A 23,370-nucleotide genomic window follows, 5' to 3' on the forward strand; every position below is an offset into this window, starting at 1 on the left:
ATGAAAACTAAGCAGCTTGTGAAAAAACTGGGGCAATTTAGCCGACGACTTAATTCCCGTTCCATCTGGATATTCGTTGCCGTTATCCAAGTTTTACTATTATTACTAATCTATTTAACCTGGTCCCCCACGCATTTAACCTTATTTGTTCCGGCTGATGAAGCCTCGGCTTGGCAGTCGTTAATCACGGATTTTCACCAGACCTATCCCAAAATCCGGATTAACTTGAAAACGAGAACTAACCTAGCAGGTGACATAACCTATCGGCTGAAGGAAGATTTTGTTCGGGAGTGCCAAGCGGGGAATTCGCTTTATGACTTAGTGTATACAGATATTATCTGGATGCCGGAGTTTGCTGCCAAGGGGTGTCTAGTTAATCTATATGAATGGACGGCTAAAGATACCCTCATCAACGAAGGATTTTTACCAAGTGCAATTGATGCAGGAGAATATAAAGGTCAGCTCTATCGGATGCCTTTGCGTTCAGATATTGGTCTCTTATACTACCGCAAAAACTTACTGGGTAATACTCAGCCACCTGCCACCTTACAGCAATTGAAAACCCTTGCCCAAAGTTGGCAAAATCAAGGGAACTCTCAAGGCGTTTATTTATGGCAGGGATGGCGGTATGAAGGATTGGTTGCTACCTTTGTCGAGGTATTAGAAAGCTATGGCGGATTCTGGATTAAGCCGGAAAGTTTAGAGGTGGGATTGGATCAACCTGCGGCTGAACAAGCTGTCCAGTTTTTACTCAATACAATTCGAGATAATATTTCGTCGCCAGAAGTTATCTTATACAGCGAAGAGGAATCATTGGAAACGTTTAACCAAGATCAGAATACGATATTCCTGCGCCAGTGGCCCTATGTATGGAACCAATTTACTGATCCCGCTAATATCGGCGTACAAGTCTTGAATCTTTCAAGCCATCCAACTAATAATAATTTACGTCCAAGTGCCTGTAATGGGAGTTGGGGCTTAGGCATCGCGAAGAATTCAAAACATCAAGATAAAGCCTGGAAAGCGATTCAATATTTTACCAGTCAAGCAGCCCAGAAAAAGTTAATTTTAGAGAAAGGATATTTACCCAGTCGAGAAGCGTTATTTGATGACCCAGAAATTACCGCTAAATATCCCTATTTACCGTCGTTGAAAGAGGCAGTCAAAAATTCAATATTGCGTCCTCCCCTTCCTCAGTATGATCAAGTCTCTTTTATCTTACAGAAATATCTGAGTAAATTAATTACTAGAACCGCCCTTGCTCAACGAGTTGATAATAATGAGATAACCAGGTTGATGCAGGAAGCCGCCGATGAAACGCGCCAACTGTTAAATTTAGATGCGATCTCAGTTCAACGTTGAGGTAATCAAGAAAGCACTATGACTCGCAAACGCTTAATTATTGAAATGGGTATGGGGGTAGACCAACATGGACAGGAACCCACTGTAGCTGCATCTAGGGCTGTGCGGAACGCGATCGCGCACAACGCCTTACCCGGTGTCTGGGAAGTTGCAGGTTTGAGCGATCCCAATCAAATGATTGTAGAGGTGCAAGTCGCCGTACCTTACCCGGATCAAGTGCGACAGGAAGAGGTTCTCGCTGTATTACCCTTTGGGCAAAAATCACTCACCGTACAATCCGGGGGAATGGTGGTTCAAGGTCGAGCCATTCCTGAACTCAATGATAAAAATGACGAAATGCTAATTGCTGTTGCCGCCGTTACCGTTTTCGTGGAAACTTAATCAAGAAACTATTAATTCTCTGTCGGGTGGGTTAGGCGCAAGTTCCATCTGGTCAAATAACCATTTAATTAAATATCCGCCAAAACTCACCCATAAAAATCTGAGTTGGGTATTAAAATTGACTGGCTCAATCCCCACTGATTATCAGCAGTCATATCCTAGGCTAGAGACAACATCAACAGTCAAATGTAACGAGGGTATATGAGTAAAACGGCAAACGAAGCACAGCTCCAAAATTGGTATAATTTCTGTCACTATCATGCTAACGCTGACTGGTACGGGACTTGGACGAAATATTCCCCGGCTGGAGATGTCATTGAGTCTTTTCAAGGTGTCAGAAGTTTTCAGGTTAGCGAAGATGGTGGTGAAATTCATCACCAGAATCACTACACCTATACTGATGGGACAAAGGAATCGAAAACCTTTGGTCCCTACAAAAAGCCGATTACTAGAGCCTTATTTTTAGATAATAGCTTTTTCTGGGGATCACCGAAGCTAGAACCCGGAGCTAATTTTGCTTTCGAGATAGGTTTTCGCCACGAAGATCGGCGTACCAGTATGGGTGTGGTTTGTAATGATCGGGGTAAATTGCAACGAACTACAGTTATTAGTGAACAGCTTGGTCATTTTTCAGAAGCATCGTCCAATCTATCAGCAAAAGAGTTGTGTGGTAATTGGATAGGATGTCAAAAAACAATAACGCTCGATTGGATTATTTCTGCTGCAATCGCCACCTCCTGGAAACCCATCGAACAGTTGATAGAAGATTATCTGACATTACATCTACCCAACAACGTTTCAATCAGTTATCCTCAGAGTATTGAATCTGGACAAGAGTTCTTGTTTGTTGTTGATTGGTTGGCAAGTCCTACTGTTTTACACCGGGGAATCTGCCATTATGACGCATCGGGTTTTACCCGTTTTACTCTAGAAGTATTCAGCAATGGAGAATAAAACAATGTCAACAAAATCGATTGAAGCACTGGTCAGAACCTATTTTACCAAAGTGGCAGCGATGAATCCCGACGGTTGGCTGGACGACTTTGCCGAAGATGCTGTCAGTCATGATCCGGTAGGACAACCTCCCACAAAAGTTCATGAAGGATTTGAGGAATTTTTTGCTCAGCTACAGGGAGTATTTAAACAACTTGAAGCAACAATCGAGCATATTTTTGTGGCGGGTAATGAAGCTGCCGTTAAGTGGACAATGCAGGGACTCAGTAAGAGTGACAAAACCATAACGTTTGAAGGAATCACCGTTTTTGAGGTGGATGAAGCGGGTAAAATCCAAAGCACTCGTGCTTACTGGAATCCCGCCGATATGATAGCGCAACTGAAACAGTCGTGAATTTATCCCCTGATTCTAACTTTTAAAATGTAGTAAGTAACTAGACCTGAATTTTGGGAACTGAGTAAAGATTGTAAAAATCATTAAATCCTGCTGCTCCCTGTTTTTTCCAAATTCATTGAAAATTGATTTTGTCCAACTCGTTAGTGATAAAGCTTACCATGGTTATTAGTGAAGTTAATACAGTTACTTTTCCTTTATCAGTGGTGTGTATTAACGTGAAACAATTATTTGGTAGATATACATACAATTTACAGATAAAAGATAAAGATACTCAGTTAGAGGATTCACTTCTAATTCTATATGGAGATAATGGCTCTGGAAAGACGACTATTTTAAAGCTTCTGTTTCACCTTCTTTCCCCCAGGCAAAATCGTGGTCATCGTACAGTATTGGAACAAATTCCTTTTGCCGAATTTTCAGTTTCACTTGCTGATGGAACTCATATCGTTGCTAACCGTGAACATGGAAAATTGACTGGAGCATTTAACATTCAGCTATCGCGAGGTAAAAATGTTACTACGGCAAACTACAAATTAGATCATAATGGTAAACTTAGAGGTGAAGATGATGGTTTTTTGCAATCATTGTCAAAGTTGCAAATTAATATTTTATTTTTGGGTGATGACCGAGTTTTAAGTAGTGATACTTTTGAGGAAGATGATAGTGATATTCTTATTCCCTATCATATTAAAATGAAAATGCAAATGCAAAAAACTAGAAGACTTCTAGTTGAAGATATGGAACAAGTTTTATCTAGACCTTTATCTATAATCAATTCTAATAGCATCCATAGAGATATCGCGCTGAGAACATCTATGCAGCGAGCTGAGGAGTGGATTCGTGAGCAAACCTTGAAGGGTTCCAATGCAGGAGCCGCTAATGTTCATAATCTTTATGAAGATATTCTTGCCAGAATTATTAACTCGGGCGAAGCGGCTATAGAGAAAGGAAAAGAATTACCTGATGATTTGATTGAAGATCTAAAAGTTCAAGAGAAACGTAGTGTGGATTTTTCGGCTTTTGGTTTAATGTCACCCCTAAGTAACCAAAAACTTATCGAGACATTAAAAAATGCTCCAGAAAGCACACATCCTATTATTTTGGACGTTTTAAAACCATACCTTGATAGTGTAAATGCTAGAATGAAAGCTCTTCAAAATACACAAGATTTATTGACCTTGTTTGTTGACACAATAAATAATATATTCTTTCGAGATAAAAAGATACGATTAGATGTGCGAGAGGGAATCAGTATAATGACAGAATCAGGCATGGAAATTATGCCAGAGATGCTCTCTTCTGGAGAAAAGCAACTCTTACTCTTATTTTGTAATACGCTAACGGCACGCGAACAAGCAACAATCTTCATCATTGATGAACCCGAAATATCCCTAAATATTAAATGGCAACGTCAACTTATTCGGACGTTGCTGGAACTTACTAAGGGGAGTCAAGTTCAGTTTATGCTTGCCACTCATTCCTTGGAATTACTGGCTCAATACCGCCGTAACGTTATCAAGTTAGAAAACCAAACTGATTAGTTAAAAATGGAGAGTGAGTATCGACATAAGTTTGAGGAATTGGTCGCTAGATATGAACTTGAGCCTGATTTACGTGATATATACGTTGAAGGTACGACAGACAAAGATTTAATAGAATGGTTTCTGAAACAGAAAGGACAGCAAGACTTTGCCGTATATGTAATCGATACAGTTGATATTCCGCCTGAGAGACTGAATGAACTTGAATTAAATAACAATAATCGAGATCGTGTTATTGCTCTTGCTCTGGATATGCAACGTCAGCTTTCAGAGATTCCTTCTCATTTAACTTGTATTGCGGATAAAGATTTTGATTGGTTGTTTCAGAAAAGTTATGAGTGTGATATTTTACTGTTTACCGATTACTCTTCTCTTGAAATGTACTTGTTTAATGAGAAGGTACTGGAGAAATTTATGACACTTGGTTTAGGATTATCTAACCTGCCAGTCAAGAAAATTTTAAATGACTTATCGAAAGTACTTGAGGAGTTATTTCTAATTAGGGCAACAAATGAGGCACTTGGTCTGAAGATGACTTGGTTAGATCTGGGGAAATGCTGTAGTATTAGGGGAACAGCTATCGAATTTCAGACGGAATCATTTATTACAAAATACCTTAACAAAAATAGCCAATATAGCAGTCAGCAAATATTCATCGCTAAACTACAAGAATTAAAAACAAATACGATAACCGAGCAAAGATGTAAGATACGTGGACATGATTTTATTGATGTTTTGTGTTGGTACATAAAGAATAAACTTGCCAAAAGTAGAAAGATTTTTCATGATCCGAAAAATGTTGCTGTAAATTTATTGCTATGTGTTGAGTCTGAAGAATTAGCAAAAGAACATCTATTTCAACGTTTACTGGAGCGCCTGAGTCCTTGAAATAGGTTGGTGTTAATGGACAAATATAAACTAAAATGAAAATTCGTTTAATCCATCGCAAAACCCAGTGGACTCTGACTATTCAGGGATGGATAGTGACACTGATTTGTATATTTTCTCTCATGCTATTCACCCTCAGCACGATCTATCCATTCTTAGCGGTTAACTCTCCCGTGGCGGCTGATGTCATGGTGGTGGAAGGCTGGATACCGGATTATGCGATTAAGGAGGCGATCGCACTCTTTCAACGCGGGTCTTATAATTATCTGATTACCACAGGTTTGCCTGTCTCCAAGGGATATTATTTAGCCGAATACAATAATTTTGCCGAACTCACCGCCGCCACCTTTATCACCTTGGGGTTTAATCCAGAACAATTAGTGGCTGTTCCCGCCCCCAATGTGATTAAACATCGGACTCAAGCTAGCGCCATCGCCCTACGGGAATGGTTATCGACATCCGAATTAGAGGTAAAATCGATTAATCTCTATTCGTTGGGACCTCATGCCCGTCGAAGCTGGATTATATTTAAAGCCGTATTGGAACCCAAAATCCGAGTTGGTGTGATTGCGGCTGAACCTCAAGAGTATGATCCGCAACAGTGGTGGCAATCGAGCGAAGGAGTACGAACTATGATTGGGGAAGCGATCGCCTATCTCTATTCCCTATTTGTCGATTGGCACACTTGAGTTTTCATTTCCTGATCTCGCCAAACAGACTATTCAAATCCTTCTAAATAGGGGGCAATATATTTTTGTCCTCGTTCAATGTAATAAGGTGAAAAAAGAGTTTCATAATCTTGCTTGACTAATGCCATGGCTTGCTGCATCCGTTCATGACCATAGACAATAAACTGGGCTGTAGATGTTGCATAATATTTTCGTTCTGATTCCTTATTATTTTCCTTAAATGCGCTTTTGTAGAGCGATCGTACTGTTTTAATAAATGCTTTTTGTTCGTCGTCAAATTCAAGTTGCCCTTCACTCGGAAAATATAATTCTGTTCGTTTTATAAAACCCATCAGTAGATTCATACATTCACGGGTCTGTTCTACTGATAAACATTCTTTATCGCCGCGACGAAATGCCCATTGAGTACAACCATTGGTTACTTCTAAAACTCGCAGTTTTGCAAATTTATCTAGCGCTTCATCAGAAAATTTCTCAAATTCTTCAATGTCCTTTTCTATTAGTTTTTTAAATGTCTGGTAATCTTCTGCGAAAAACTCTTTTAATTCTTGGATTTCGGCTAGCTTGTTCCAGTGAATAGTACGTTTTACTTTCATAATCAAAAACTCGATCAAAATACTAAATAACTACTGCGCTACATTTGTAGGATAGATAGCATCAGTGTAACGACAGCCATATCTGGCTCTGTTTCCAACGCTAACCCCAAATTGCATAAGTCCCGAAGCCGTGAGAGATAAGTGTATACGCTATATCATTGAAGATTGTAACCCGTTTGGAACCCCGGAAGCTTCTGGGCTAATCACCTATGTTACAGTTTTAGCAACCACGGGGTCTAATTCCTAGCCTTAATAGTAAAACGGAGACGTTACAACCGCAAATGGTTAGTTGTTAAACTTTGTTATAGAACAGACTGGGGAGCAGTCTGAAGGGGAAATCATGAAAACTAGACATAGAGCGATCGCGACGTTAGGACTAGCCGCTATGTTGGCACAGTTTGCCATAGCGTGCGAAAGTGAGGGGACTGGTGGATCAAGATCAGGCGTTGCACCGACTACAGAACAAGCAGCTACGCAACAAGCGGAAAGTACAACGCCGCAACTTGATTCACAACTTCAAGGCCAAATAAAACAAGCTCCTTCTGCGGTTCAACTACCACCAAAAGCACAGCCATCACCCGGTTCCAACTCTCTTAATCGCCAAATTCCAGAAGAATCTAACCGCGAAACCTACAGCACTATCCCAGAAAATCCCTTTTTAAAGGCTAACAGCAATCCTCTCTCTACGTTTTCCATTGATGTTGATGCGGCTTCGTATAGTAACGTGCGGCGCTTTATCAATGAGAATCGACTTCCACCCCCCAATGCCGTGCGACTTGAGGAATTAATCAATTATTTTACTTACGATTATCCCCAACCTAAAGCAGATAAACCTTTTTCTATCACCACAGAAGTTGCCGAAGCACCTTGGAACCCGAAACACAAATTAGTTCACATTGGTTTACAAGGAAAAAGCATTTCCACAGAAAATTTACCGCCCAGTAATCTGGTGTTTTTGTTAGATGTTTCTGGTTCCATGTCGGACGCCAATAAACTCCCCTTACTTAAAGAAGCATTCCGGTTACTCGTAGACCAACTGCGAGATGAAGATAAGGTTAGTATTGTCGTCTATGCAGGTGCGGCGGGGACAGTGCTACCGCCAACACCTGGAAACCAAAAAGACACTATCTTAGCAGCAATTGATAAACTCGAAGCTGGAGGATCAACGGCTGGAGGTCAGGGAATTAAACTGGCGTATAAATTAGCTCAAGACAATTTTATCCAATCGGGTAATAATCGCGTGATTCTCGCTACTGATGGAGATTTCAATGTCGGTATCTCTAGCGATGAGCAATTGGTTAAGCTGATTGAAGAGAAACGAGAGCAAGACATTTTCCTTACCGTGCTAGGATTTGGCACAGGGAATCTCCAAGATGCCAAGATGGAAAAAATCGCCAATAAAGGCAATGGCAATTATGCATATATTGACAATATCCTAGAAGCGAATAAAGTCCTAGTCAATGAAATCGGTGGAACCTTACTCACCATTGCCAAGGATGTGAAAATTCAAGTGGGATTTAACCCGGAAAAAGTCCAAGGCTATCGGCTGATCGGTTATGAAAATCGGCGACTGCAAAATGAAGCGTTTGAGGATGATAAAAAAGATGCGGGCGAGTTAGGTGCGGGTCATTCTGTTACCGCCCTCTATGAAATTATTCCTGTGGGTGTGAAGAGTGAAGTCTCGTTATCCGAGGTTGATCTCGTAGACTCTCAACAGAAAACTGATGAATCGATGACCTTTTCCGGGAATGAGTTAATGCAGGTGAAGTTACGATATAAGCAGCCGGATCAGGATACATCCCAACTGATTACCGCACCTGTTGTGGATAAAGGATTAACCTTAGCCCAAGCCTCGAATAATTTTAAATTCTCCGCTTCGGTTGCTGAATTTGGTATGGTATTGAGAGAATCACAGTACAAAGGGAATGGTAATCTTGATCATGTTTTACAGCTTGCTAGTCAATCTCAGGGAGCAGATTTAGATGGATACCGAGCCGAGTTTATTCGGTTAGTCAAGCGAGCGAAATCGCTATAAGTCGGTGGGCAAAATTAAGGTTAATCGCGGCTATTGTCATTGGTCATTTGTCATTGGTCATTTGTTATTTGTTTTACTCGCGGAAAAGCTAGATTAAGTAAAGGGCGACCCGTTCCAATTGAGTAAACACAGTTGTTGATTGGTGCAAGCGGGTCGCCCCTACAAACGCATTCTGTGATTATTGTCATGAATTATATTATTCAAAACTCAAATAATAACTACCCAGAATTTTCCCAGCAAGGTTATCTGATTCAGCGGGAATTGGGACACAACCGCAGTAGTGGGCGGGTAACGTACTTAGCCACCCATCAATCTACCGAACAACCTGTAGTGCTTAAACAATTTCAATTTGCCAAAACGGGTGCGAATTGGTCAGATTTTGACGCCCATGAACGGGAAATTACGCTGCTGCAACAATTGGATTGTCCTAGTATTCCTCAGTACCTGGATGCATTTGAAACGCCGGATGGCTTTTGCTTAATTCAGGAATACAAGCAAGCCTCCTCTTTAGCCGTTCCCCAATCCTTTACCCCAGAGGAGGTTAAACAAATTGCGATCGCACTCTTGGAGGTGTTGGTTTACCTACAACAGCAAGTTCCGCCAATTATCCATCGAGATATTAAGCCGGAAAATATTTTAGTCGAACGTTCCCCCCAGATTAAGGTTTATTTAGTCGATTTTGGTTTAGCGCGTGCGTTTGGGGATGATTTGGCGGCGAGTAGTGTGGTGAAGGGAACGTTAGGATTTATGCCACCGGAACAGATGTTTAATCGTCAACTCACGGAAGCGTCTGATTTATATGGATTAGGAGTAACGTTGATTTGTTTACTCACTCAGACTAAATCGGCTGATATTGGCAATTTAATGGATGAGGACTGTCGAATTAACTATAAATCCCTAGTATCGGGTCTGAATCCTCAGTTTATCACCTGGCTAGATAAAATGGTCGCACCTAAATTGCGCGATCGCTTCCCCAATGCGGCGATGGCGCTGGCGGAGTTGTTACCGATTGATGTGGTGGGAAATTCGCCAACTTCGGATCAATTTCAGCGACTCCAGTCTGGAATTACGCCAATGTTGGTATTGAAAGTTGGGGTATTGGCGGTGATTGGTACAGGTTTCGCGATCGCGTCTCGGATTACCAATCCTGTGCAGTTAGTAGAGACGCGCCATGGCGCGTCTCTACCTGAAATTCAGCAATTGCAGCAAACGGGTGAATGTGCTGGATGTAATTTGAGTGGCGCTGATTTGAGGGAAATGGATCTGAGAACCGTTGACTTGAGAGAGGCTAATCTGAGTGAAGCTAACCTCCAAGGGGCGAATTTGCAAAGTGCTAATTTAGAGAATGCCAATTTGAGAGAGGCGAATTTGATTGATGCAGATCTTAAGGGCGCTTACCTAAGAAACGCTGATTTAACGGCGGCAAAGTTGACAGGGACTAAGCTTAAAAATACGGATCTCAGAGGTGCGATTATGCCTGGTAATTTTACCCCATAGATAAGCCCTATAGAGCAAGTCTACCGTAGGGATTTAGTCCCTAAACGCGCCCCTAAACCTGGGGATAAATCCATTGAATTTTTCTGCCTTTTTTCGATCAATGTTTAGCCGGGAGTGGACGGTTCTCAAAGTTAGGATACTTAGCATCAACTTGATCAGCTTTTTTAGCAATCCAGTTAAAGAAAAAATGAGCCAGTTTTAGTTGCCTAAAAATCTGCTGCGGATCAGACAGATGTGTCGTGGGTAACTCTTGTCCCATTTCTTTCAACACCAATCCTAGCGGCACATTGATTTCATCCTGGAGTTGCAGGCAACGGGTAAAATAGGGACCGTAAGCTGCTATCAATGAGCCAACCCCGCCCCGCGCTTGTCCCCACCCAATGTAATAGAGTCCCTTGTAATCCTCAATAAACGAGCTACCATAACATTTAACCACAGATCCTTCAACGCGCTGAAGCTCCTCCGGTAGGAAGGGATAGGCAACATGATAGCCAGTAGCACAAACCATTAAATCAAATTCCTGCTCACTCCCATCGACAAACTCGACTTTTTTTCCCTGAAGCCGACGCACTCCAGGTTTGGCAATAATTCGACCATGTTTAATATAGTAGGGCACTTCATTATTTAACGTGGGGTGTTTCTCAAAAATGCGATGGTTCGGTTTAGATAAACCATAGTCTTGATGAGTTCCAAACGTCAGACGAATGATGCCGGACATCGCCAGCCGTTGAAACCATTCTGGCATCCACCATCGCAGGAGATCAGCCGTCGGCACTCCCATAAACGTTTTGGGAAGAAACCAGACGGATTCACGCATACTTAAAACACTCTTACGGCTTACCCGTGCGGCTTCGGCGGCAATATCACAGGCTGAATTTCCACCACCAATCACTAGCACCCGTTTCCCGCGAAGTTGATCGGGTTTTTTGTAATCTTTAGAATGAATAATCTCCCCGTGAAATTGTCCCTCAAATTCTGGAAACCGTTTGCACCAGTGATGTCCGTTACACAGTAATACGCCTTTATAAATCCGTTGTTCTCCATTGGCAAAGGTAACTTCCCAGAGATTGTTTTCAATCGGTCGGATATACTCAACAGTACGATTGAGTTCAATCTCCTCCCGTAACTGAAAATGATCGGCAAAACGATTCAGATAATCCCGGATATGTTGAGCGCTGGGAAAATCTGGATAATCATCGGGCATGGGAAAATGAGTAAATTGGGTAATAGTCCGGGATGAAATAATATGGGCAGTTTCATAAACCCCGTGATACCAATTACCACCGATATCATCACTGCCATCCACCTGATCATAGGCAATACCCGCCGCTTTTAGGGCTTGAGCCATACCCAATCCCACAAACCCTGCGCCGAGAATCAACTGCTTGTGACTGGTATTAACCTGCTGTACGGTTGAGCGAGAATGACTAACTTGCACCACGATTTAATCTTTTGGCAAACTCATTACTGATCCAGTCTAATAAGCCAGGAGTGTATCGTTTGAAAAGCTGGACATTTTGCGCGATCGCATCCGGGAAGACGTGCAGTTGATTCCGCCGAATGCCTTGAATCGTCGCTGCCATCACCTTCACTGGATCAGTTGTCCAGGAGTCTGGCACACCTTGATGCCCCTCAGCGAGTGTGCCATACCGTTTTGCTTGCAGAATGGGGGTACGGCTAAAAAATGGATAAACGGCTGTCACTTTGACATGGTAGTCCTTGACTTCATTGAATAACCCTTCACTAAATCCCCGTAACCCATATTTACTAGCAGAATAATGGGTCAATCCTGCGAGTGCAAACCAACCCGCGACGGATGAAATATTCACAATATGCCCTTTTTGACGCGCAATCATATCCGCCACAAACAAGGAACTTAAACGCATTGGTGTGATTAAGTTCACCTGCATCAACCGTTCCCATTCCGGTGCTGGAACTTCGTCCATGCGACCAAATACGGCAATTCCAGCATTATTAATCAAAATGTCAATCGGCATATCCAGGGCTTTGACCTGATGATACAGCGCTTCACAGCCCTCGCCAGATGACAAATCCGCCTCAAAGCAAGCCAGTACCTCCCCCGTGGCGACTTGACGCTGAATATCCGCCACCCGTTGATCTAGGGTGGGTTTATCCAAATCCGTTAAGATTAATCGGCTACCCGCCATCAATAACTGTCGGGTTAATTCCTGTCCAAAACCACCGACGGCACCGGTAATCAGAATAACGGCTGAACGTAGCTGGGTCATCTGTTTATTGTAGTAGGTTGGTCATTAGTCATTTGTCATTCGTCATTAGTCATTTGTCATTAGTCATTTGTCATTCGTCATTAGTCATTAGTCATTAGTCATTAGTCATTAGTCATTTGTCATTCGTCATTTGCTCCCTCCGCTTCCCCAGCTTCCCCAGCTTCCCCAGCTTCCCCAGCTTCCCCAGCTCCCTCAGCTCCCTCCGCTTCCCCAGCTTCCCCCACCACAACACTTATTCAACAGCCCCTATTTTAGGGGAGCTGAGTGATTGTAGCAGTAGCAGTGACCAAGGTACATTAATATTAGGCATCAGCCAGGGGTATTTTCTCAGGGCGGGAAAAACTAGAGGAAGCAGGAAACGCAGCGATCGTAACGATACAGGACGTTCCCCGTTTTTGTCTACCAATCCGTAGTGTTTAGCCAACTCCGCCACAATCTGCACCCGCCCGGTTCGTCGCATCACTGTAGAATCTGTGGTTAGGGCGGCAATCACTCGTCCGGTGAGTAACGGTGTTTCCCAGTTGTACCTCTCTTTTATGGCTGAGTTTTTCGGGTTAGCCGCCGTACTTTCATCCATATTGGCAGCAAACTGAGTAAACTTTTCTGTACCCACAATTCCGGGCCAAATTGACAGGGATGCAATATTCTGGGGTTTGAGTTCAATCGCCATATCTGCCGCTAGGCGATCGCACGCTGATTTACCTGCACCGTAGGGAGGACTAAAAATATAGGATAAACTCCCCCAAGACGAGATAGTACAGATAAGTCCTTGCTGATGGGGGGTCATCATCCGGGCGGCAAAAATACTGGCGACATAGTGGCTACGCAGCCCGACATTATTGCAAGCATCCCACAAACTCGGTTCACTCTCCCAGAACGGCTTTCCTGAAGCATCTGTTAAGGCTTGTACCCCGGCGTAAGCATTATTAACCAGCAGATCAAGTTGTCCCTGTTCATCCTGGATACGCTCAAACAACAAACGCACTTGCTCATCGTCACTGTGATCCACTTGCATGGGAATACATACGCCACCGGCTTCCTCAACGGCGGATTGGGTTTCCTGGAGACTCCCGGATACACCATTATCAGAGGTTGAACGCTCCAGGGTGCGCCCTGTAATATAGACCGTCGCCCCAGCTTCACCAAGCGCGATCGCAATTCCCTTACCTAGACCTCGCGTTGCGCCTGTGACTACTGTGATTTTACCCTCAAGGTGTTTCATAATTGTTTTTTTTAATAAGCATTTTTGGATCGCCGAAACCCTTTATATACCGTAGGGTAGGCACTGCCCACCAGCCTTGTCAGTGCCATTCAACTGAAAGATCTGACCCCTCCCGACGCCTCCGAGAGCAAGGGTAGGGGGACGGAAGGATGATCTAAAAGGGAAGAGGGGGATCTATTCGGGAAGGGGGCTGGGGGGTTAGGTTTTTCGACTTTACCAACAGCATCCAGTATTATCAGTTTACCCAATCATTTTCGCACTATTAGACCCCTAATCCTAGAAAATACGTTCTTTAACATTTAGAATCATTAGTATGCCCTACAGTAAATTTACTCTGAGTAAAGTTGTAGAAGAGTTTCAACTCACAATCATTGAAGGAGAGCGCTTTCTACCAGACGTTCCCCTAGTTCAGCCAAGCCCCTTACTCCAAGATACGCTAAACGAAACAATTCCTTGGGCAATCGCCGTGAGTAGTGAAAAGGCGCGTTCGGAAGGGATTATTAATCCAGTCTTATTAGAAGTAAAACGACAACTCAAGGGACAAATTAGTGTTTTTTCTGGGGAAGAGTTCCCCGTGCAGCCCGATGTTGACTTGACGGGCTATGTTGATTTTTTAATTAGTCGCTCTCCCGAACAATTATTTATTAAAGCCCCGGTGATAGTTTTGGTGGAAGCGAAGAAAGAAGACCTGAAACCTGCCCTGGGGCAATGTTTAGCAGAGATGGTGGCAGCTCAACGGTTTAATCAACAGAAGCAGCAGCCGATTTCAACGATTTACGGAACCGTGACGAGTGGTACAGTGTGGCGGTTTCTCAAACTAGAAGGGCAGTCGGTTGTCATCGATTTGACAGATTATCCACTACCGCCAGTTGAGCAAATTTTGGGATTTTTGGTTTGGATGGTGCAGAATGGTTGATAAGTGGTTGGACACAATTAAAGTTAACGGTTGAGATTAGGGAACACCTCGGACTTCGGCGTGAGCGCGGACCCCTGAGCCTGTCGAAGTTCAGTCGAACGCTTCGCTCGGTGTGTCACAGGGAACAGTAAGGAACAGGGAACAGGGAACAGTAAGGGTTTGAGGGCAATTTATAAAACTTAATACAGTACCGTTTTCTTTTGTCCGACTACTTATTCCTATCACCCTAAAGGTTAGGACATTCTGGGCATCTGTTAAACCTGTAATCTGAGTAATAAATATTTATTCCTTGATAAGGGGGTTGAGAAATCAACTCACCAATATTTACTCGACTAAACCTATATTGAAAGTTAATAATCGGATATGATAAAACCCGTTTGAACGGGTTTGAGCTTTTAGCGGTAACTTTAGTTCCCAGCTTCATTTTCAAGAAGACTTCAACGCCCAAGCCAGAAATCGCTCCGTGTAGTACAATGCCAACTGATTACTCACGCCATTAAAAACCGCATCAAAGGCATGTTCAGCCCAGGGAATTTCTAACCAAACAGCACAATTCCCAGCCGCTTTTAATTGCTCATAAAGTTGGCGTCCAAACTTTGCCTTAATGATATGATCTCGACCCGCGTAGACCAATAACGTAGGAGGCAGATTAGATTTAACATAACCAATAGGAGAAGCTTCCTGATAAAGTTCTGGTACTTCATCCGGTGTTCCGGCTAAAAAGGCGCGGAGAATCGCCCGAATATTGAGCGGGTCAGGAAAGGGCAAGTCATGGTATCCTTCTTTTAAATCTACAGGTCCGTAGTAATTCACCACAGCCCGAATCGGAATTGTATTTAGATGATAAGCCGCAATTGCTGCCAGTTGCGCCCCTGCCGATCGCCCCATAAGAGCAATTCGTTCCGTATCAATTTCCAACTCATGAGCATGGCTTTGGATATAGGATAAAGCTGCCTGTACATCCTCCAGTTGAGCCGGAAAGTGATATTGGGGAGCATGGCGATAATCAATCGCGATCACAGAGTAGCCCTGATTTGCCATGTAGCGGTTAAATGTCTCATTATTATCGGGAGTTCCAACTTGCCACGCCCCACCATAGATTGTAATAATCGCTGGATATTTACCAACAGTCAACGGTCGGTAAACATTAAGTTTAAGGTTGACCCCATCCGGCTGAGAAAATATAATCCCTCGGTCAATGCGAACCTCCGCGATCGCAATCCCCCGAAACGTATCGGCTAAACTAAAAGGCTGGGGACGCATGGGTGTCAGTGCATCCGGAGTAATTGTTGCCAAATCCTCTACACCCAAAACTTGCTGCATTTGAGCCGCAATTTGTGCATTCGCCCCTGGAAACTGAATTAACGGCAAAAGGCTGAGGATTAAACCCAGCAAGCTACCGATTACGGCAACATTGTACAGACCGCCTTGCTGTAAATTGAAGATAGCCAGCATTAGTGCGATCGCATTCACACCCAGCAGCCAAGAACTCGCTTCTGGCGCAGCCACGGCTAGCGGTAACATCCAAAACGTAGGTGCTGGGACAATCACCCAGAGACTCAGAAACACTCCGACTCCACTCAGGAACAAAGGAAAAAACAGCGAGAGTAGGACTATGCCTAACAAAACCAGTGCTGTTTTCCCTTGGATGCTTTGCCGTGTGCTTTTGTCCCAGTTAGCTTGAAGCATGGGATGAGAAATCGAGGATTACATTCTTATCCTATATCTGCTATGTACAACGAATACAATTCCAGACATAAAAATTCGGCTCATGTCAGAAAACGGTGATAAGATTATTATCCTATATCATTCTCTATAGATACAGAATTTTTGACTTCATTTTTAACAGTCACTGAATGACTCAACTGACGCTCTAACTGAACCGATTTTCCTCTAAGTAATTCTCTAGCGCAATCGCTGTCTACGGGTTTTGAAAATAAAAATCCTTGACCATAATGACATTGCAACGCCACTAAAGGCGAAACTTGTTCTAATAACTCAATTCCCTCAGCAACGACATCCATACTCATGGTGCGGGCGAGGGTGATAATGGCTTGAACAATTTCCGAGTTTTCACCTAACGCCCCAATTCGACTGATAAACGAGCGATCAATTTTTAGCGTACTAATCGGAAAATTATGCAGGCGACTTAAGGAAGAATAGCCAGTGCCAAAGTCGTCAATGCACAGGTGAATTTGCCGTTTTTTCAATTCCAACAGTAAATCTTTGACCAGTTCCGGATTGTCGATGACCACACTTTCGGTAATCTCCAACTTTAAACTACCAACCGCAATATTAGTTTCCTCTAATATTTGATCAATTTGCGCCAATAAATCCGGTTGCGTAAACTGTTTACAGGACAAATTAACATTCATCGTCAAGGGTTGGGGACTTTGAAATTGCTGCTGCCAAATACTGAGTTGGCGACAAGCTTCCCGCAGTATCCACCACCCCATGGGAAGAATTAATCCGGTTTCTTCAGCGATGGGAATAAACTCGGCGGGAAAGACTAAACCGCGTTGCGGATGTTGCCAACGTAATAACGCTTCAAAGCCAGTAATTTGATGAGTGAGTAGGGAGACAATGGGTTGATAATGAACTTGAAATTCTTGCCGTTCAATCGCACGCCGCATATCGGTTTCTAGCTGTAATCGATCAACCGTGCGACTCAACATCTGGTTATCAAAGATAGCATAGCCCGGTTTGCCTTGGGAACGGGCGCGATGCATGGCGGTATTGGCGTTACGGAGTATATCTTCAGGCGATAAAATCCTGCGATCGCGATTCGTATTTAGGGCAATGCCAATGCTGGTTGTCATGAACACGTCCCGCCCTTCTAGATTAAACGGTAATGTCAAGGTTTGCTCGATCGCATCTGCCACTTGAATGGCATCACAAACCCCCTGAATCCCCTCTAGCAGGATAGCGAACTCATCTCCGCCTAAACGGGCAATGGTATCCGTGGGACGCAAGCAGTTTTGTAAGCGCTGTCCAAACTCTTGCAGCACTTGATCCCCCAAATGATTCCCCAAACTTTCGTTCACCACTTTGAAGCGATTGAGATTGAGTAACACCACGGCAAATCGATAGGATGGAGAATCTCGGTTCTCCCCTTGACTCGGTTGGGCGCGTCGTCCGGCTTGCTGCAAGCGATCCATGAATAAGGCGCGGTTCGCTAGTCCGGTGAGGCGATCGTAAAAGGCATTAAACAATAATAGTTCTTCTGCCCGTTTGCGATCAGTGATATCTAAGGCATAAATGCGAATGCACTCAATTTCGGGAACGTAATGCAGGACTTGTTCATAAACAATTTCCCCAATTTTTACCTCGCGTCTCAAGGAACTTTGCTGCTGCATCAATCGAATCATCGAGGGCATTTCTGCCAAAAATGGATGTTCAGCTTCACTCTCTAATAATTCAGGCAACAAGCGCATGGCTTCTGGGTTAAGATAACGCACCCGCCCTGCTAAATCAATTTCGACAATGGGATTGGGGGTCAATAGGGGAAACGAGGCTAAACGGGCTGTTTCTTGATGGGTGAGACAATGTTCGTTTTGATCCCGTCCGATGGCAAAAAAGAAGTCAAGTTCACCAGTTTTCTTAAAAACCTGTTGGCTACGCCATTCTACCCAAAGTTCTCGACCCTCTTTGGTCAGGACTCCGGTTTCATGGACGGTGGGCGATTTTAATTCTGACTTTTCATCAGGAGTTTTGATTAATTTGGCAAAGGGTTTGCGGTCAACGTCTCGAATAAATGTGGTCACAAAATCCGTTCCCTTCACTTCATCCAGGGTATAACCCAACGCTTCCAGTAATCTGGGATTCATCATCCGAGTTTTTCCCTGGGGATCGATGGCGACAAAAAAGCCACCATGGGTTTCGACTAAATTTTGATTAAATTCCTGTTGCTGGTGCAGTTGTTCGGTTAACTGTTGGCGTTCCATCACCAACCCCAACTGTATCGCGATCGCACTCACCCATTCCATCCATTGGCGATCGCCAGGATGAGAGTGGCGGGTAAAAAATGTTAAGACAGCGAGTACCCGATCATCGAGGAGAATGGGGATAGCGCCTCCAGCTTGAAACTCTTGCGGCTGATCCGTGGCGCTAAGCAGAGTGAATTCGGCATCCGGATCAATCCTATTTGCCTTGGTTTGGTCAATCCATTCTGGTTGTTTTGATTTCCACACCCGTCCAGGTAAGCCGATATTGGGAGAAAATGTCAGTGTCTCTCGTATGTGTCGAAAGGATTGTAGTTGAGAGGGATCACCAGACCAGGCTTGGCTACAGGTTAAACTGTGAGAATTAGGCGTCGGCAGCCATGCTTCACCATAATCCCAATGGGTCACTTCACAGACACGATGCAGCACCAGATCCAATGCTGAGTGAAGATCTGGAACGTTGGCGATTGCCGGAATCAGAGATTGCAACAGACGGAATTGTTCGGACATGCACTAAAATCCTTTTATCATAGATGCTTTCACGGAGCGCGATCGCGATCGATATTGATATCGATGTGAATAATCGCACTTGTTTGATGCTCTACGATAGATGCAGCCCTTACATCCAGCCTTAGCCAGAAGATTTTGGGCAATAAGTCGGTTGGGTCAGATCTAGAGTTTCTAAATGTCTGAGTCCTGACGGGGAAACGTTCTGTCTAGTTCCTAGCTGTCACTGACTTGGAACATCGCCGTTGTTTGGTCGTTGGCTCGGCGATCGCTCCTTATTTTGACTTAGCCCACCATTTGCTTATTTTCTATTGTTATGAATAATTCAGTATTTCTTTGTATTTTCAATCACTGGGTCAATTGATTTACATCACAATGACGATGTGATTTTTATAAAGGAAACCGCCTAAATTACCCTAAATTAACCCTCTCAGAAATTCTAAGTTTGATGAAGATAAACGGCGAGACTACTGCATTCAATGTTTAAGAAAGATTTATCCGATTACTTCAATTATACGGCTTAGGGGTGATGAAGTCTGGCGATTCAATCCCTAATTTCACGTTAAGGATCTCCCTATCCTATCCATATTGTTTACAGGTTCATCCTGGTAGGGCGACAGGACAAGGGTTTGAGGCTATTTTTACCATGACTTCAACGGTAGTGATATCACCATTGCACCTCTAGATAACTCGGTGTAGCGTTGCTGGCACATAGCTTGAAGCCGATCCCAGACCTGTTTTGTATACCGTTGGGCTTCTTGCTGAATCAATGACCAGAGAAGGTTTAGGGCTTCTCGGTTGGGACAGAAGCGGATCAGAGTACGGCAAGCCGCGATCCATTGTTCGAGATTGCGATAACTCACAAAATAACCACCCCGTCCTTGGATATGTACCCAAAGAACATTGTGCCATTTTTCCCAGTTGAGGATGCGTTGGGGATCAATATTCAAGTATTTGGCGATTTGGTTGAGAGTGATAACAAAGGTTTGGGGATTAATACGGTGTCGGATTCGCATCATGGCTATTTTTGGGTTTTCGATGGGGTTTGATTTTTCCCCCTTCCCGAATTGAGAAGGAGGTTAGAGGTGAGATCTATTCATTAATCGATCCGAAGGCGGCGGTAGAGAACACTCATCACTTCGCCAGGATTCTGGGTGGGTTGGGGCTTACTCCACTCGCTGACGTGGGCGTAGCCGAGGCGATAGAAGGTGTGAATGGTGCGGGTGACGCCTTGGGGTGAACTGATAACGATCACTTTTAGAGGGTGTCGGTTGTCTGGCGGGGGCGTAGATGATAGAGGGGTTGTGGGATTGGGAGTTGGGGAGGAATCGCGGATAAAGTCTTGAGTCATTGGAGTTGTCCTAATTTTTGTGGTTTGTGTTCGTTTTTATGAACACAAGGTCAGTTTAGCACAAAGTTCATAGTTATGAACATTTACTGAGTCATAAGCCTCTGACACTATAGAAACCATGGGAAAAGCAGGTGAAGCGCTAAGGCAGGTATTGCAGACGTACAAAATCAGCCAAAATAAATTGGCGGTGACAATGGGTATTGGTCGATCAACGGTTCACTACTGGTATCAAAACACTCAAGATCCGTCCGCTGAGGCAGTCTTGGAAATCAGGAAGGCACTGCGGAAGATTGATCCGGCGGCGGCGCAAGAGTTTATTCGGCTGTATTTGGATGAGTCAGATGAGGATGAATAGTAGTTTTGGGGATTAAGCGATCGCTATCTTCTGTCATGGAATGATGCAATCGTGGTTTTTAATGGTCTACTTATAGCTGCTCATAGCCTAATTTATTAAGGAGCCGTTGACTCAGTGGTTAGGGTTTGCCACAATTCAGAGTCATGGGACAAGCAGGCAAAGCCTTGAAAAAGGTGCTGGAAACGTATGAAATTAGTCAATATCGATTAGCGGCAGAATTAGGGATTGGACGCTCCAATGTATACCGTTGGTTGACACTCCCCCTTTTAGAAAAAGGGGGATTCTGCGGAACTCACATTCCACATATCCTGAGAAAACAGTTCTAATTGTCTTCCTAGGTTCCCAGGCACACGACGTTTACCCTTGCGGGTGTCGTGTTTTCTCCCTTTAGGCGTTGTTAATTCAACGCTGGGCGTTTCAAACAGGGTTAGCTGTTTGGGTTTCCCACAGTCCGTGGGTACCTTTTTTGTTACTAACTTTAAGCCGTGTTCAACAACGGCTTTACGCTTGATATTTCGTGCAGCTTGCTTATCGGCATGATCAAAATGCCCACACTCAGTACAGATAAACCGCTCTCTGTCCCGGTTTGCTTTATCAATATAACCACAGGCGCTGCATTCTCTGGATGTATTCCGTGGGTTAACTTTGAGCAAAACCTTTCCCGACTTCGCAGCCGTGTACTGAATCTTGTTGATCAACTCTCCCCAGGAAGCATCTAGGATGGAGCGATTTAAACCCCGTTTAGCTGATTGACCATTAGCCAAGAAGCGTCCGGTTTTTTCGTCTGGCTTAGGTTTACACCGCCTAACCATTCCTTGAATGTTGAGATCTTCTACTACAACGGCATCGGCTTTTTTGACCAGTTTATTGGCAACCTGCCACTGGTAGGCATTTCTGCGCTTCCTGACTTTACTGTGTAGCTTGGCTACCTCAGCAGCTCGTTTCTTACGGTTAGCAGAGCCTTTCTTAGTCCGGCTGACACGCCGTTGGCGAATCGAGAGAGTCCGCTTAGTCTTCTGGTTAGTGGCAAACCTGGGGTTGGGAATATCACTCCCATCGGAACAATGCACCAACTTAGTTAAGCCCATGTCCAGCCCAACCGCCGTTTTAACCTCGGAGGTTGGTCGAGGGGTAGCCATTGGGACTGACTTGTCCACCATCCGTACCGAAATGAACCATCCATCGGTTCTGCGGCGAATCGTTACACTCCTGATGGCAAATCCATCGGGAATAGGGCGGGAATTGAAAAAGCGCATCCAGCCGATTTTAGGCAGATAGACCTTACTTCCCTTGAACTTAACCCGACCCGGCTTATACTCAAACGACCGGAAGTTACTGCGGTTTTTAAATGCCGGAAAACCTCGCCCATCAAAGAAATTTTTATAGGCAGTGTTTAACCGGGCAATATTGCGTTGCAATACGTCCGAGTCGATTGATTTATACCAAGGACGGGCAGTTTTAAGGTCTACCAGTGCGGCATCCTGAATTGTGCCAGCATTGCGTTTTTTGCCGCTATTTTGCCAGGGATTACCCGTCGCACCATTTTTAACGATGCAGCAGGTTAAAGGGTAAGCTTCGGCTTGAGTCTTTAAACTACAATAGGCTCCCTGGATAAACTGCTGATGATAGGTTTCAATTCGGTCAGCTAAACACCAGTTGTAGGTACTTCTGAGCATATCGAGCCAAGACTGCATCTTGGCAGACTGGCTGCCAGATGGACGCAGTTTGTAAACGTAGCTCAAAATCATAGTAGAGTCGTGTTAATATAGTTTTTATACTAACACATTTACCTGTTATTGTCATGCCAAGTTTAAATAAATAATAGGTTGCCTGTTGCAGTATCCGCGATCGCTTGTATCCAGGCACTACCTGTTTCCGGTATATAATGTTTGACTAGGGCGCTGGTATCCAGGAAGTAATTTATTAAAACACTCATTCATAAGGATGCTGAATTACATAAACTGGTTTTAGATGATAGTCCTAAGAGATATATTCGCTTTGCTGATCTTGAATTAGATCGATTTCCAGCTCAACGCTCTGCTCATAATTGGACATCCAGTACAAGAGTGTTACTCTTTGAGTTTGCTAATTCCCCTAAGAGTCTATCCTTAGTCCTAGATATTGGACCGGGAGATATTGAATCAGTTCACTGATCACTCTATGAAATGTCTCAAAAAAATCTGCATATATTTAACAAAATTAAGCTCCAGGAAAAATGGATGCTTATTTACAGGAAAAATATTCTTGAAGGCATTGATTATGAAGTCACTGATAGTGATGAATTAAAAAATAAAGTACAAGCCGTTTGGGAGAATTTTCTCAGCAGCGATTTGCCAGTTATTCGAGAGCTAAAAACTAAATTGTTTGAGGCTGAATTGTCATCCCCACTCTTACCTGAATCCTGACTTCTATAGAGTAAGTAATTGAGCAACGGTGCGTTACGCTTTGCTAACGCACCCTACAATTTGACTTGTTTATAATGCGTTCAA

22 protein-coding genes are annotated in these 23,370 nt (G+C 43.7%); 12 read left to right on the forward strand and 10 right to left on the reverse strand.

Annotated elements, in window-relative coordinates:
* The 7 genes from RIC07_RS03680 (at position 1) to RIC07_RS03710 (ending at position 6,212) form a co-directional block, all read left to right on the forward strand.
* Positions 1-1,362: an extracellular solute-binding protein gene (locus RIC07_RS03680; RefSeq protein ID WP_446393321.1), complete on the forward strand. Its 1,362-nt coding sequence runs from the start codon at positions 1-3 to the stop codon at positions 1,360-1,362.
* Between the two features lie 18 nt (positions 1,363-1,380).
* Positions 1,381-1,743, forward strand: a complete 363-nt coding sequence (locus RIC07_RS03685) for a Lin0512 family protein (protein WP_446393322.1) — start codon at positions 1,381-1,383, stop codon at positions 1,741-1,743.
* 201 nt (positions 1,744-1,944) lie between these two features.
* On the forward strand, positions 1,945-2,697 hold the full coding sequence (locus RIC07_RS03690) for a DUF3598 family protein (protein ID WP_446393323.1): 753 nt from the start codon (positions 1,945-1,947) through the stop codon (positions 2,695-2,697).
* A gap of 4 nt (positions 2,698-2,701) precedes the next feature.
* On the forward strand, positions 2,702-3,091 hold the full coding sequence (locus tag RIC07_RS03695; protein ID WP_446393324.1) for a nuclear transport factor 2 family protein: 390 nt from the start codon (positions 2,702-2,704) through the stop codon (positions 3,089-3,091).
* Positions 3,092-3,252: 161 nt separating this feature from the next.
* Positions 3,253-4,635, forward strand: a complete 1,383-nt coding sequence (locus RIC07_RS03700) for an AAA family ATPase (protein WP_446393325.1) — start codon at positions 3,253-3,255, stop codon at positions 4,633-4,635.
* A 6-nt stretch (positions 4,636-4,641) separates the two neighbouring features.
* The gene (locus RIC07_RS03705; protein WP_446393326.1) at positions 4,642-5,523 is read left to right on the forward strand and encodes a hypothetical protein; all 882 of its coding nucleotides are present in this window, start codon (positions 4,642-4,644) and stop codon (positions 5,521-5,523) included.
* A gap of 35 nt (positions 5,524-5,558) precedes the next feature.
* Complete coding sequence (locus tag RIC07_RS03710) at positions 5,559-6,212, forward strand: cytosine deaminase (RefSeq protein ID WP_446393327.1); 654 nt, start codon at positions 5,559-5,561, stop codon at positions 6,210-6,212.
* 29 nt (positions 6,213-6,241) lie between these two features.
* On the opposite strand, the gene RIC07_RS03715 is transcribed toward RIC07_RS03710, so the two are convergent.
* Complete coding sequence (locus RIC07_RS03715; protein ID WP_446393328.1) at positions 6,242-6,808, reverse strand: hypothetical protein; 567 nt, start codon at positions 6,806-6,808, stop codon at positions 6,242-6,244.
* A gap of 340 nt (positions 6,809-7,148) precedes the next feature.
* Between RIC07_RS03715 and RIC07_RS03720 the strand changes: the two genes are divergently transcribed.
* Positions 7,149-8,843 carry a vWA domain-containing protein gene (locus tag RIC07_RS03720; RefSeq protein ID WP_446393329.1) on the forward strand — a complete coding sequence of 565 codons (1,695 nt, stop codon included), beginning with the start codon at positions 7,149-7,151 and terminating at the stop codon, positions 8,841-8,843.
* Positions 8,844-9,029: 186 nt separating this feature from the next.
* Entirely contained in the window at positions 9,030-10,340 is a 1,311-nt protein-coding gene (locus tag RIC07_RS03725) for a protein kinase domain-containing protein (protein WP_446393330.1), read from the forward strand.
* A 97-nt stretch (positions 10,341-10,437) separates the two neighbouring features.
* Here the strand turns inward: RIC07_RS03725 and RIC07_RS03730 are convergent, their stop codons facing one another.
* From RIC07_RS03730 to RIC07_RS03740, 3 genes are all read right to left on the reverse strand, one after another.
* Positions 10,438-11,778 carry a flavin-containing monooxygenase gene (locus tag RIC07_RS03730; RefSeq protein ID WP_446393357.1) on the reverse strand — a complete coding sequence of 447 codons (1,341 nt, stop codon included), beginning with the start codon at positions 11,776-11,778 and terminating at the stop codon, positions 10,438-10,440.
* Positions 11,768-12,589 carry an SDR family NAD(P)-dependent oxidoreductase gene (locus tag RIC07_RS03735; RefSeq protein WP_446393331.1) on the reverse strand — a complete coding sequence of 274 codons (822 nt, stop codon included), beginning with the start codon at positions 12,587-12,589 and terminating at the stop codon, positions 11,768-11,770. The genes RIC07_RS03730 and RIC07_RS03735 overlap by 11 nt, the downstream gene beginning before the upstream one ends.
* 232 nt (positions 12,590-12,821) lie before the next feature.
* Positions 12,822-13,811 (reverse strand): SDR family NAD(P)-dependent oxidoreductase, encoded by a 990-nt coding sequence (locus RIC07_RS03740; RefSeq protein ID WP_446393332.1) that lies wholly within the window; start codon positions 13,809-13,811, stop codon positions 12,822-12,824.
* Positions 13,812-14,124: 313 nt separating this feature from the next.
* Here RIC07_RS03740 and RIC07_RS03745 point away from each other — a divergent pair, with 313 nt between their 5' ends.
* Positions 14,125-14,727, forward strand: a complete 603-nt coding sequence (locus tag RIC07_RS03745) for a hypothetical protein (RefSeq protein WP_446393333.1) — start codon at positions 14,125-14,127, stop codon at positions 14,725-14,727.
* A gap of 426 nt (positions 14,728-15,153) precedes the next feature.
* Here the strand turns inward: RIC07_RS03745 and RIC07_RS03750 are convergent, their stop codons facing one another.
* The 4 genes from RIC07_RS03750 to RIC07_RS03765 form a co-directional block, all read right to left on the reverse strand.
* Positions 15,154-16,416, reverse strand: a complete 1,263-nt coding sequence (locus RIC07_RS03750) for an alpha/beta hydrolase fold domain-containing protein (RefSeq protein WP_446393334.1) — start codon at positions 16,414-16,416, stop codon at positions 15,154-15,156.
* Between the two features lie 107 nt (positions 16,417-16,523).
* Positions 16,524-19,178 (reverse strand): EAL domain-containing protein, encoded by a 2,655-nt coding sequence (locus tag RIC07_RS03755; RefSeq protein ID WP_446393335.1) that lies wholly within the window; start codon positions 19,176-19,178, stop codon positions 16,524-16,526.
* Positions 19,179-19,816: 638 nt separating this feature from the next.
* Entirely contained in the window at positions 19,817-20,194 is a 378-nt protein-coding gene (locus RIC07_RS03760; protein ID WP_446393336.1) for a hypothetical protein, read from the reverse strand.
* A gap of 80 nt (positions 20,195-20,274) precedes the next feature.
* Positions 20,275-20,526, reverse strand: coding sequence for a hypothetical protein (locus RIC07_RS03765; RefSeq protein ID WP_446393337.1), 252 nt, complete (start codon positions 20,524-20,526; stop codon positions 20,275-20,277).
* Positions 20,527-20,644: 118 nt separating this feature from the next.
* On the opposite strand from RIC07_RS03765, the gene RIC07_RS03770 reads away from it, so the two are divergent.
* Positions 20,645-20,881: a helix-turn-helix domain-containing protein gene (locus tag RIC07_RS03770; protein WP_446342566.1), complete on the forward strand. Its 237-nt coding sequence runs from the start codon at positions 20,645-20,647 to the stop codon at positions 20,879-20,881.
* A gap of 266 nt (positions 20,882-21,147) precedes the next feature.
* Here the strand turns inward: RIC07_RS03770 and RIC07_RS03775 are convergent, their stop codons facing one another.
* Both RIC07_RS03775 and RIC07_RS03780 read right to left on the reverse strand, forming a co-directional pair.
* On the reverse strand, positions 21,148-22,629 hold the full coding sequence (locus RIC07_RS03775; RefSeq protein ID WP_446393338.1) for an RNA-guided endonuclease InsQ/TnpB family protein: 1,482 nt from the start codon (positions 22,627-22,629) through the stop codon (positions 21,148-21,150).
* A 62-nt stretch (positions 22,630-22,691) separates the two neighbouring features.
* Positions 22,692-22,817 carry a hypothetical protein gene (locus RIC07_RS03780; RefSeq protein WP_446393339.1) on the reverse strand — a complete coding sequence of 42 codons (126 nt, stop codon included), beginning with the start codon at positions 22,815-22,817 and terminating at the stop codon, positions 22,692-22,694.
* Positions 22,818-23,046: 229 nt separating this feature from the next.
* On the opposite strand from RIC07_RS03780, the gene RIC07_RS03785 reads away from it, so the two are divergent.
* The gene (locus RIC07_RS03785) at positions 23,047-23,286 is read left to right on the forward strand and encodes a hypothetical protein (protein ID WP_446393340.1); all 240 of its coding nucleotides are present in this window, start codon (positions 23,047-23,049) and stop codon (positions 23,284-23,286) included.
* The last annotated feature ends 84 nt before the right edge of the window (positions 23,287-23,370 follow it).

Source organism: Coleofasciculus sp. E1-EBD-02, assembly GCF_040218245.1.
Classification (GTDB): domain Bacteria; phylum Cyanobacteriota; class Cyanobacteriia; order Cyanobacteriales; family Coleofasciculaceae; genus Coleofasciculus.

Excerpts from the sequence above, each read along its gene's own strand:
- RIC07_RS03715 (WP_446393328.1), bottom strand. The coding sequence starts at position 6,808 with ATGAAAGTAAAACGTACTATTCACTGGAACAAGCTAGCCGAAATCCAA.
- RIC07_RS03680 (WP_446393321.1), top strand. The coding sequence starts at position 1 with ATGAAAACTAAGCAGCTTGTGAAAAAACTGGGGCAATTTAGCCGACGA.
- RIC07_RS03740 (WP_446393332.1), bottom strand. The coding sequence starts at position 13,811 with ATGAAACACCTTGAGGGTAAAATCACAGTAGTCACAGGCGCAACGCGA.
- RIC07_RS03695 (WP_446393324.1), top strand. The coding sequence starts at position 2,702 with ATGTCAACAAAATCGATTGAAGCACTGGTCAGAACCTATTTTACCAAA.
- RIC07_RS03725 (WP_446393330.1), top strand. The coding sequence starts at position 9,030 with ATGAATTATATTATTCAAAACTCAAATAATAACTACCCAGAATTTTCC.
- RIC07_RS03745 (WP_446393333.1), top strand. The coding sequence starts at position 14,125 with ATGCCCTACAGTAAATTTACTCTGAGTAAAGTTGTAGAAGAGTTTCAA.
- RIC07_RS03685 (WP_446393322.1), top strand. The coding sequence starts at position 1,381 with ATGACTCGCAAACGCTTAATTATTGAAATGGGTATGGGGGTAGACCAA.
- RIC07_RS03705 (WP_446393326.1), top strand. The coding sequence starts at position 4,642 with ATGGAGAGTGAGTATCGACATAAGTTTGAGGAATTGGTCGCTAGATAT.
- RIC07_RS03765 (WP_446393337.1), bottom strand. The coding sequence starts at position 20,526 with ATGACTCAAGACTTTATCCGCGATTCCTCCCCAACTCCCAATCCCACA.
- RIC07_RS03760 (WP_446393336.1), bottom strand. The coding sequence starts at position 20,194 with ATGATGCGAATCCGACACCGTATTAATCCCCAAACCTTTGTTATCACT.
- RIC07_RS03780 (WP_446393339.1), bottom strand. The coding sequence starts at position 22,817 with ATGAGTGTTTTAATAAATTACTTCCTGGATACCAGCGCCCTAGTCAAA.
- RIC07_RS03750 (WP_446393334.1), bottom strand. The coding sequence starts at position 16,416 with ATGCTTCAAGCTAACTGGGACAAAAGCACACGGCAAAGCATCCAAGGG.
- RIC07_RS03720 (WP_446393329.1), top strand. The coding sequence starts at position 7,149 with ATGAAAACTAGACATAGAGCGATCGCGACGTTAGGACTAGCCGCTATG.
- RIC07_RS03785 (WP_446393340.1), top strand. The coding sequence starts at position 23,047 with ATGTCTCAAAAAAATCTGCATATATTTAACAAAATTAAGCTCCAGGAA.
- RIC07_RS03770 (WP_446342566.1), top strand. The coding sequence starts at position 20,645 with ATGGGAAAAGCAGGTGAAGCGCTAAGGCAGGTATTGCAGACGTACAAA.
- RIC07_RS03755 (WP_446393335.1), bottom strand. The coding sequence starts at position 19,178 with ATGTCCGAACAATTCCGTCTGTTGCAATCTCTGATTCCGGCAATCGCC.
- RIC07_RS03735 (WP_446393331.1), bottom strand. The coding sequence starts at position 12,589 with ATGACCCAGCTACGTTCAGCCGTTATTCTGATTACCGGTGCCGTCGGT.
- RIC07_RS03700 (WP_446393325.1), top strand. The coding sequence starts at position 3,253 with ATGGTTATTAGTGAAGTTAATACAGTTACTTTTCCTTTATCAGTGGTG.
- RIC07_RS03775 (WP_446393338.1), bottom strand. The coding sequence starts at position 22,629 with ATGATTTTGAGCTACGTTTACAAACTGCGTCCATCTGGCAGCCAGTCT.
- RIC07_RS03690 (WP_446393323.1), top strand. The coding sequence starts at position 1,945 with ATGAGTAAAACGGCAAACGAAGCACAGCTCCAAAATTGGTATAATTTC.
- RIC07_RS03710 (WP_446393327.1), top strand. The coding sequence starts at position 5,559 with ATGAAAATTCGTTTAATCCATCGCAAAACCCAGTGGACTCTGACTATT.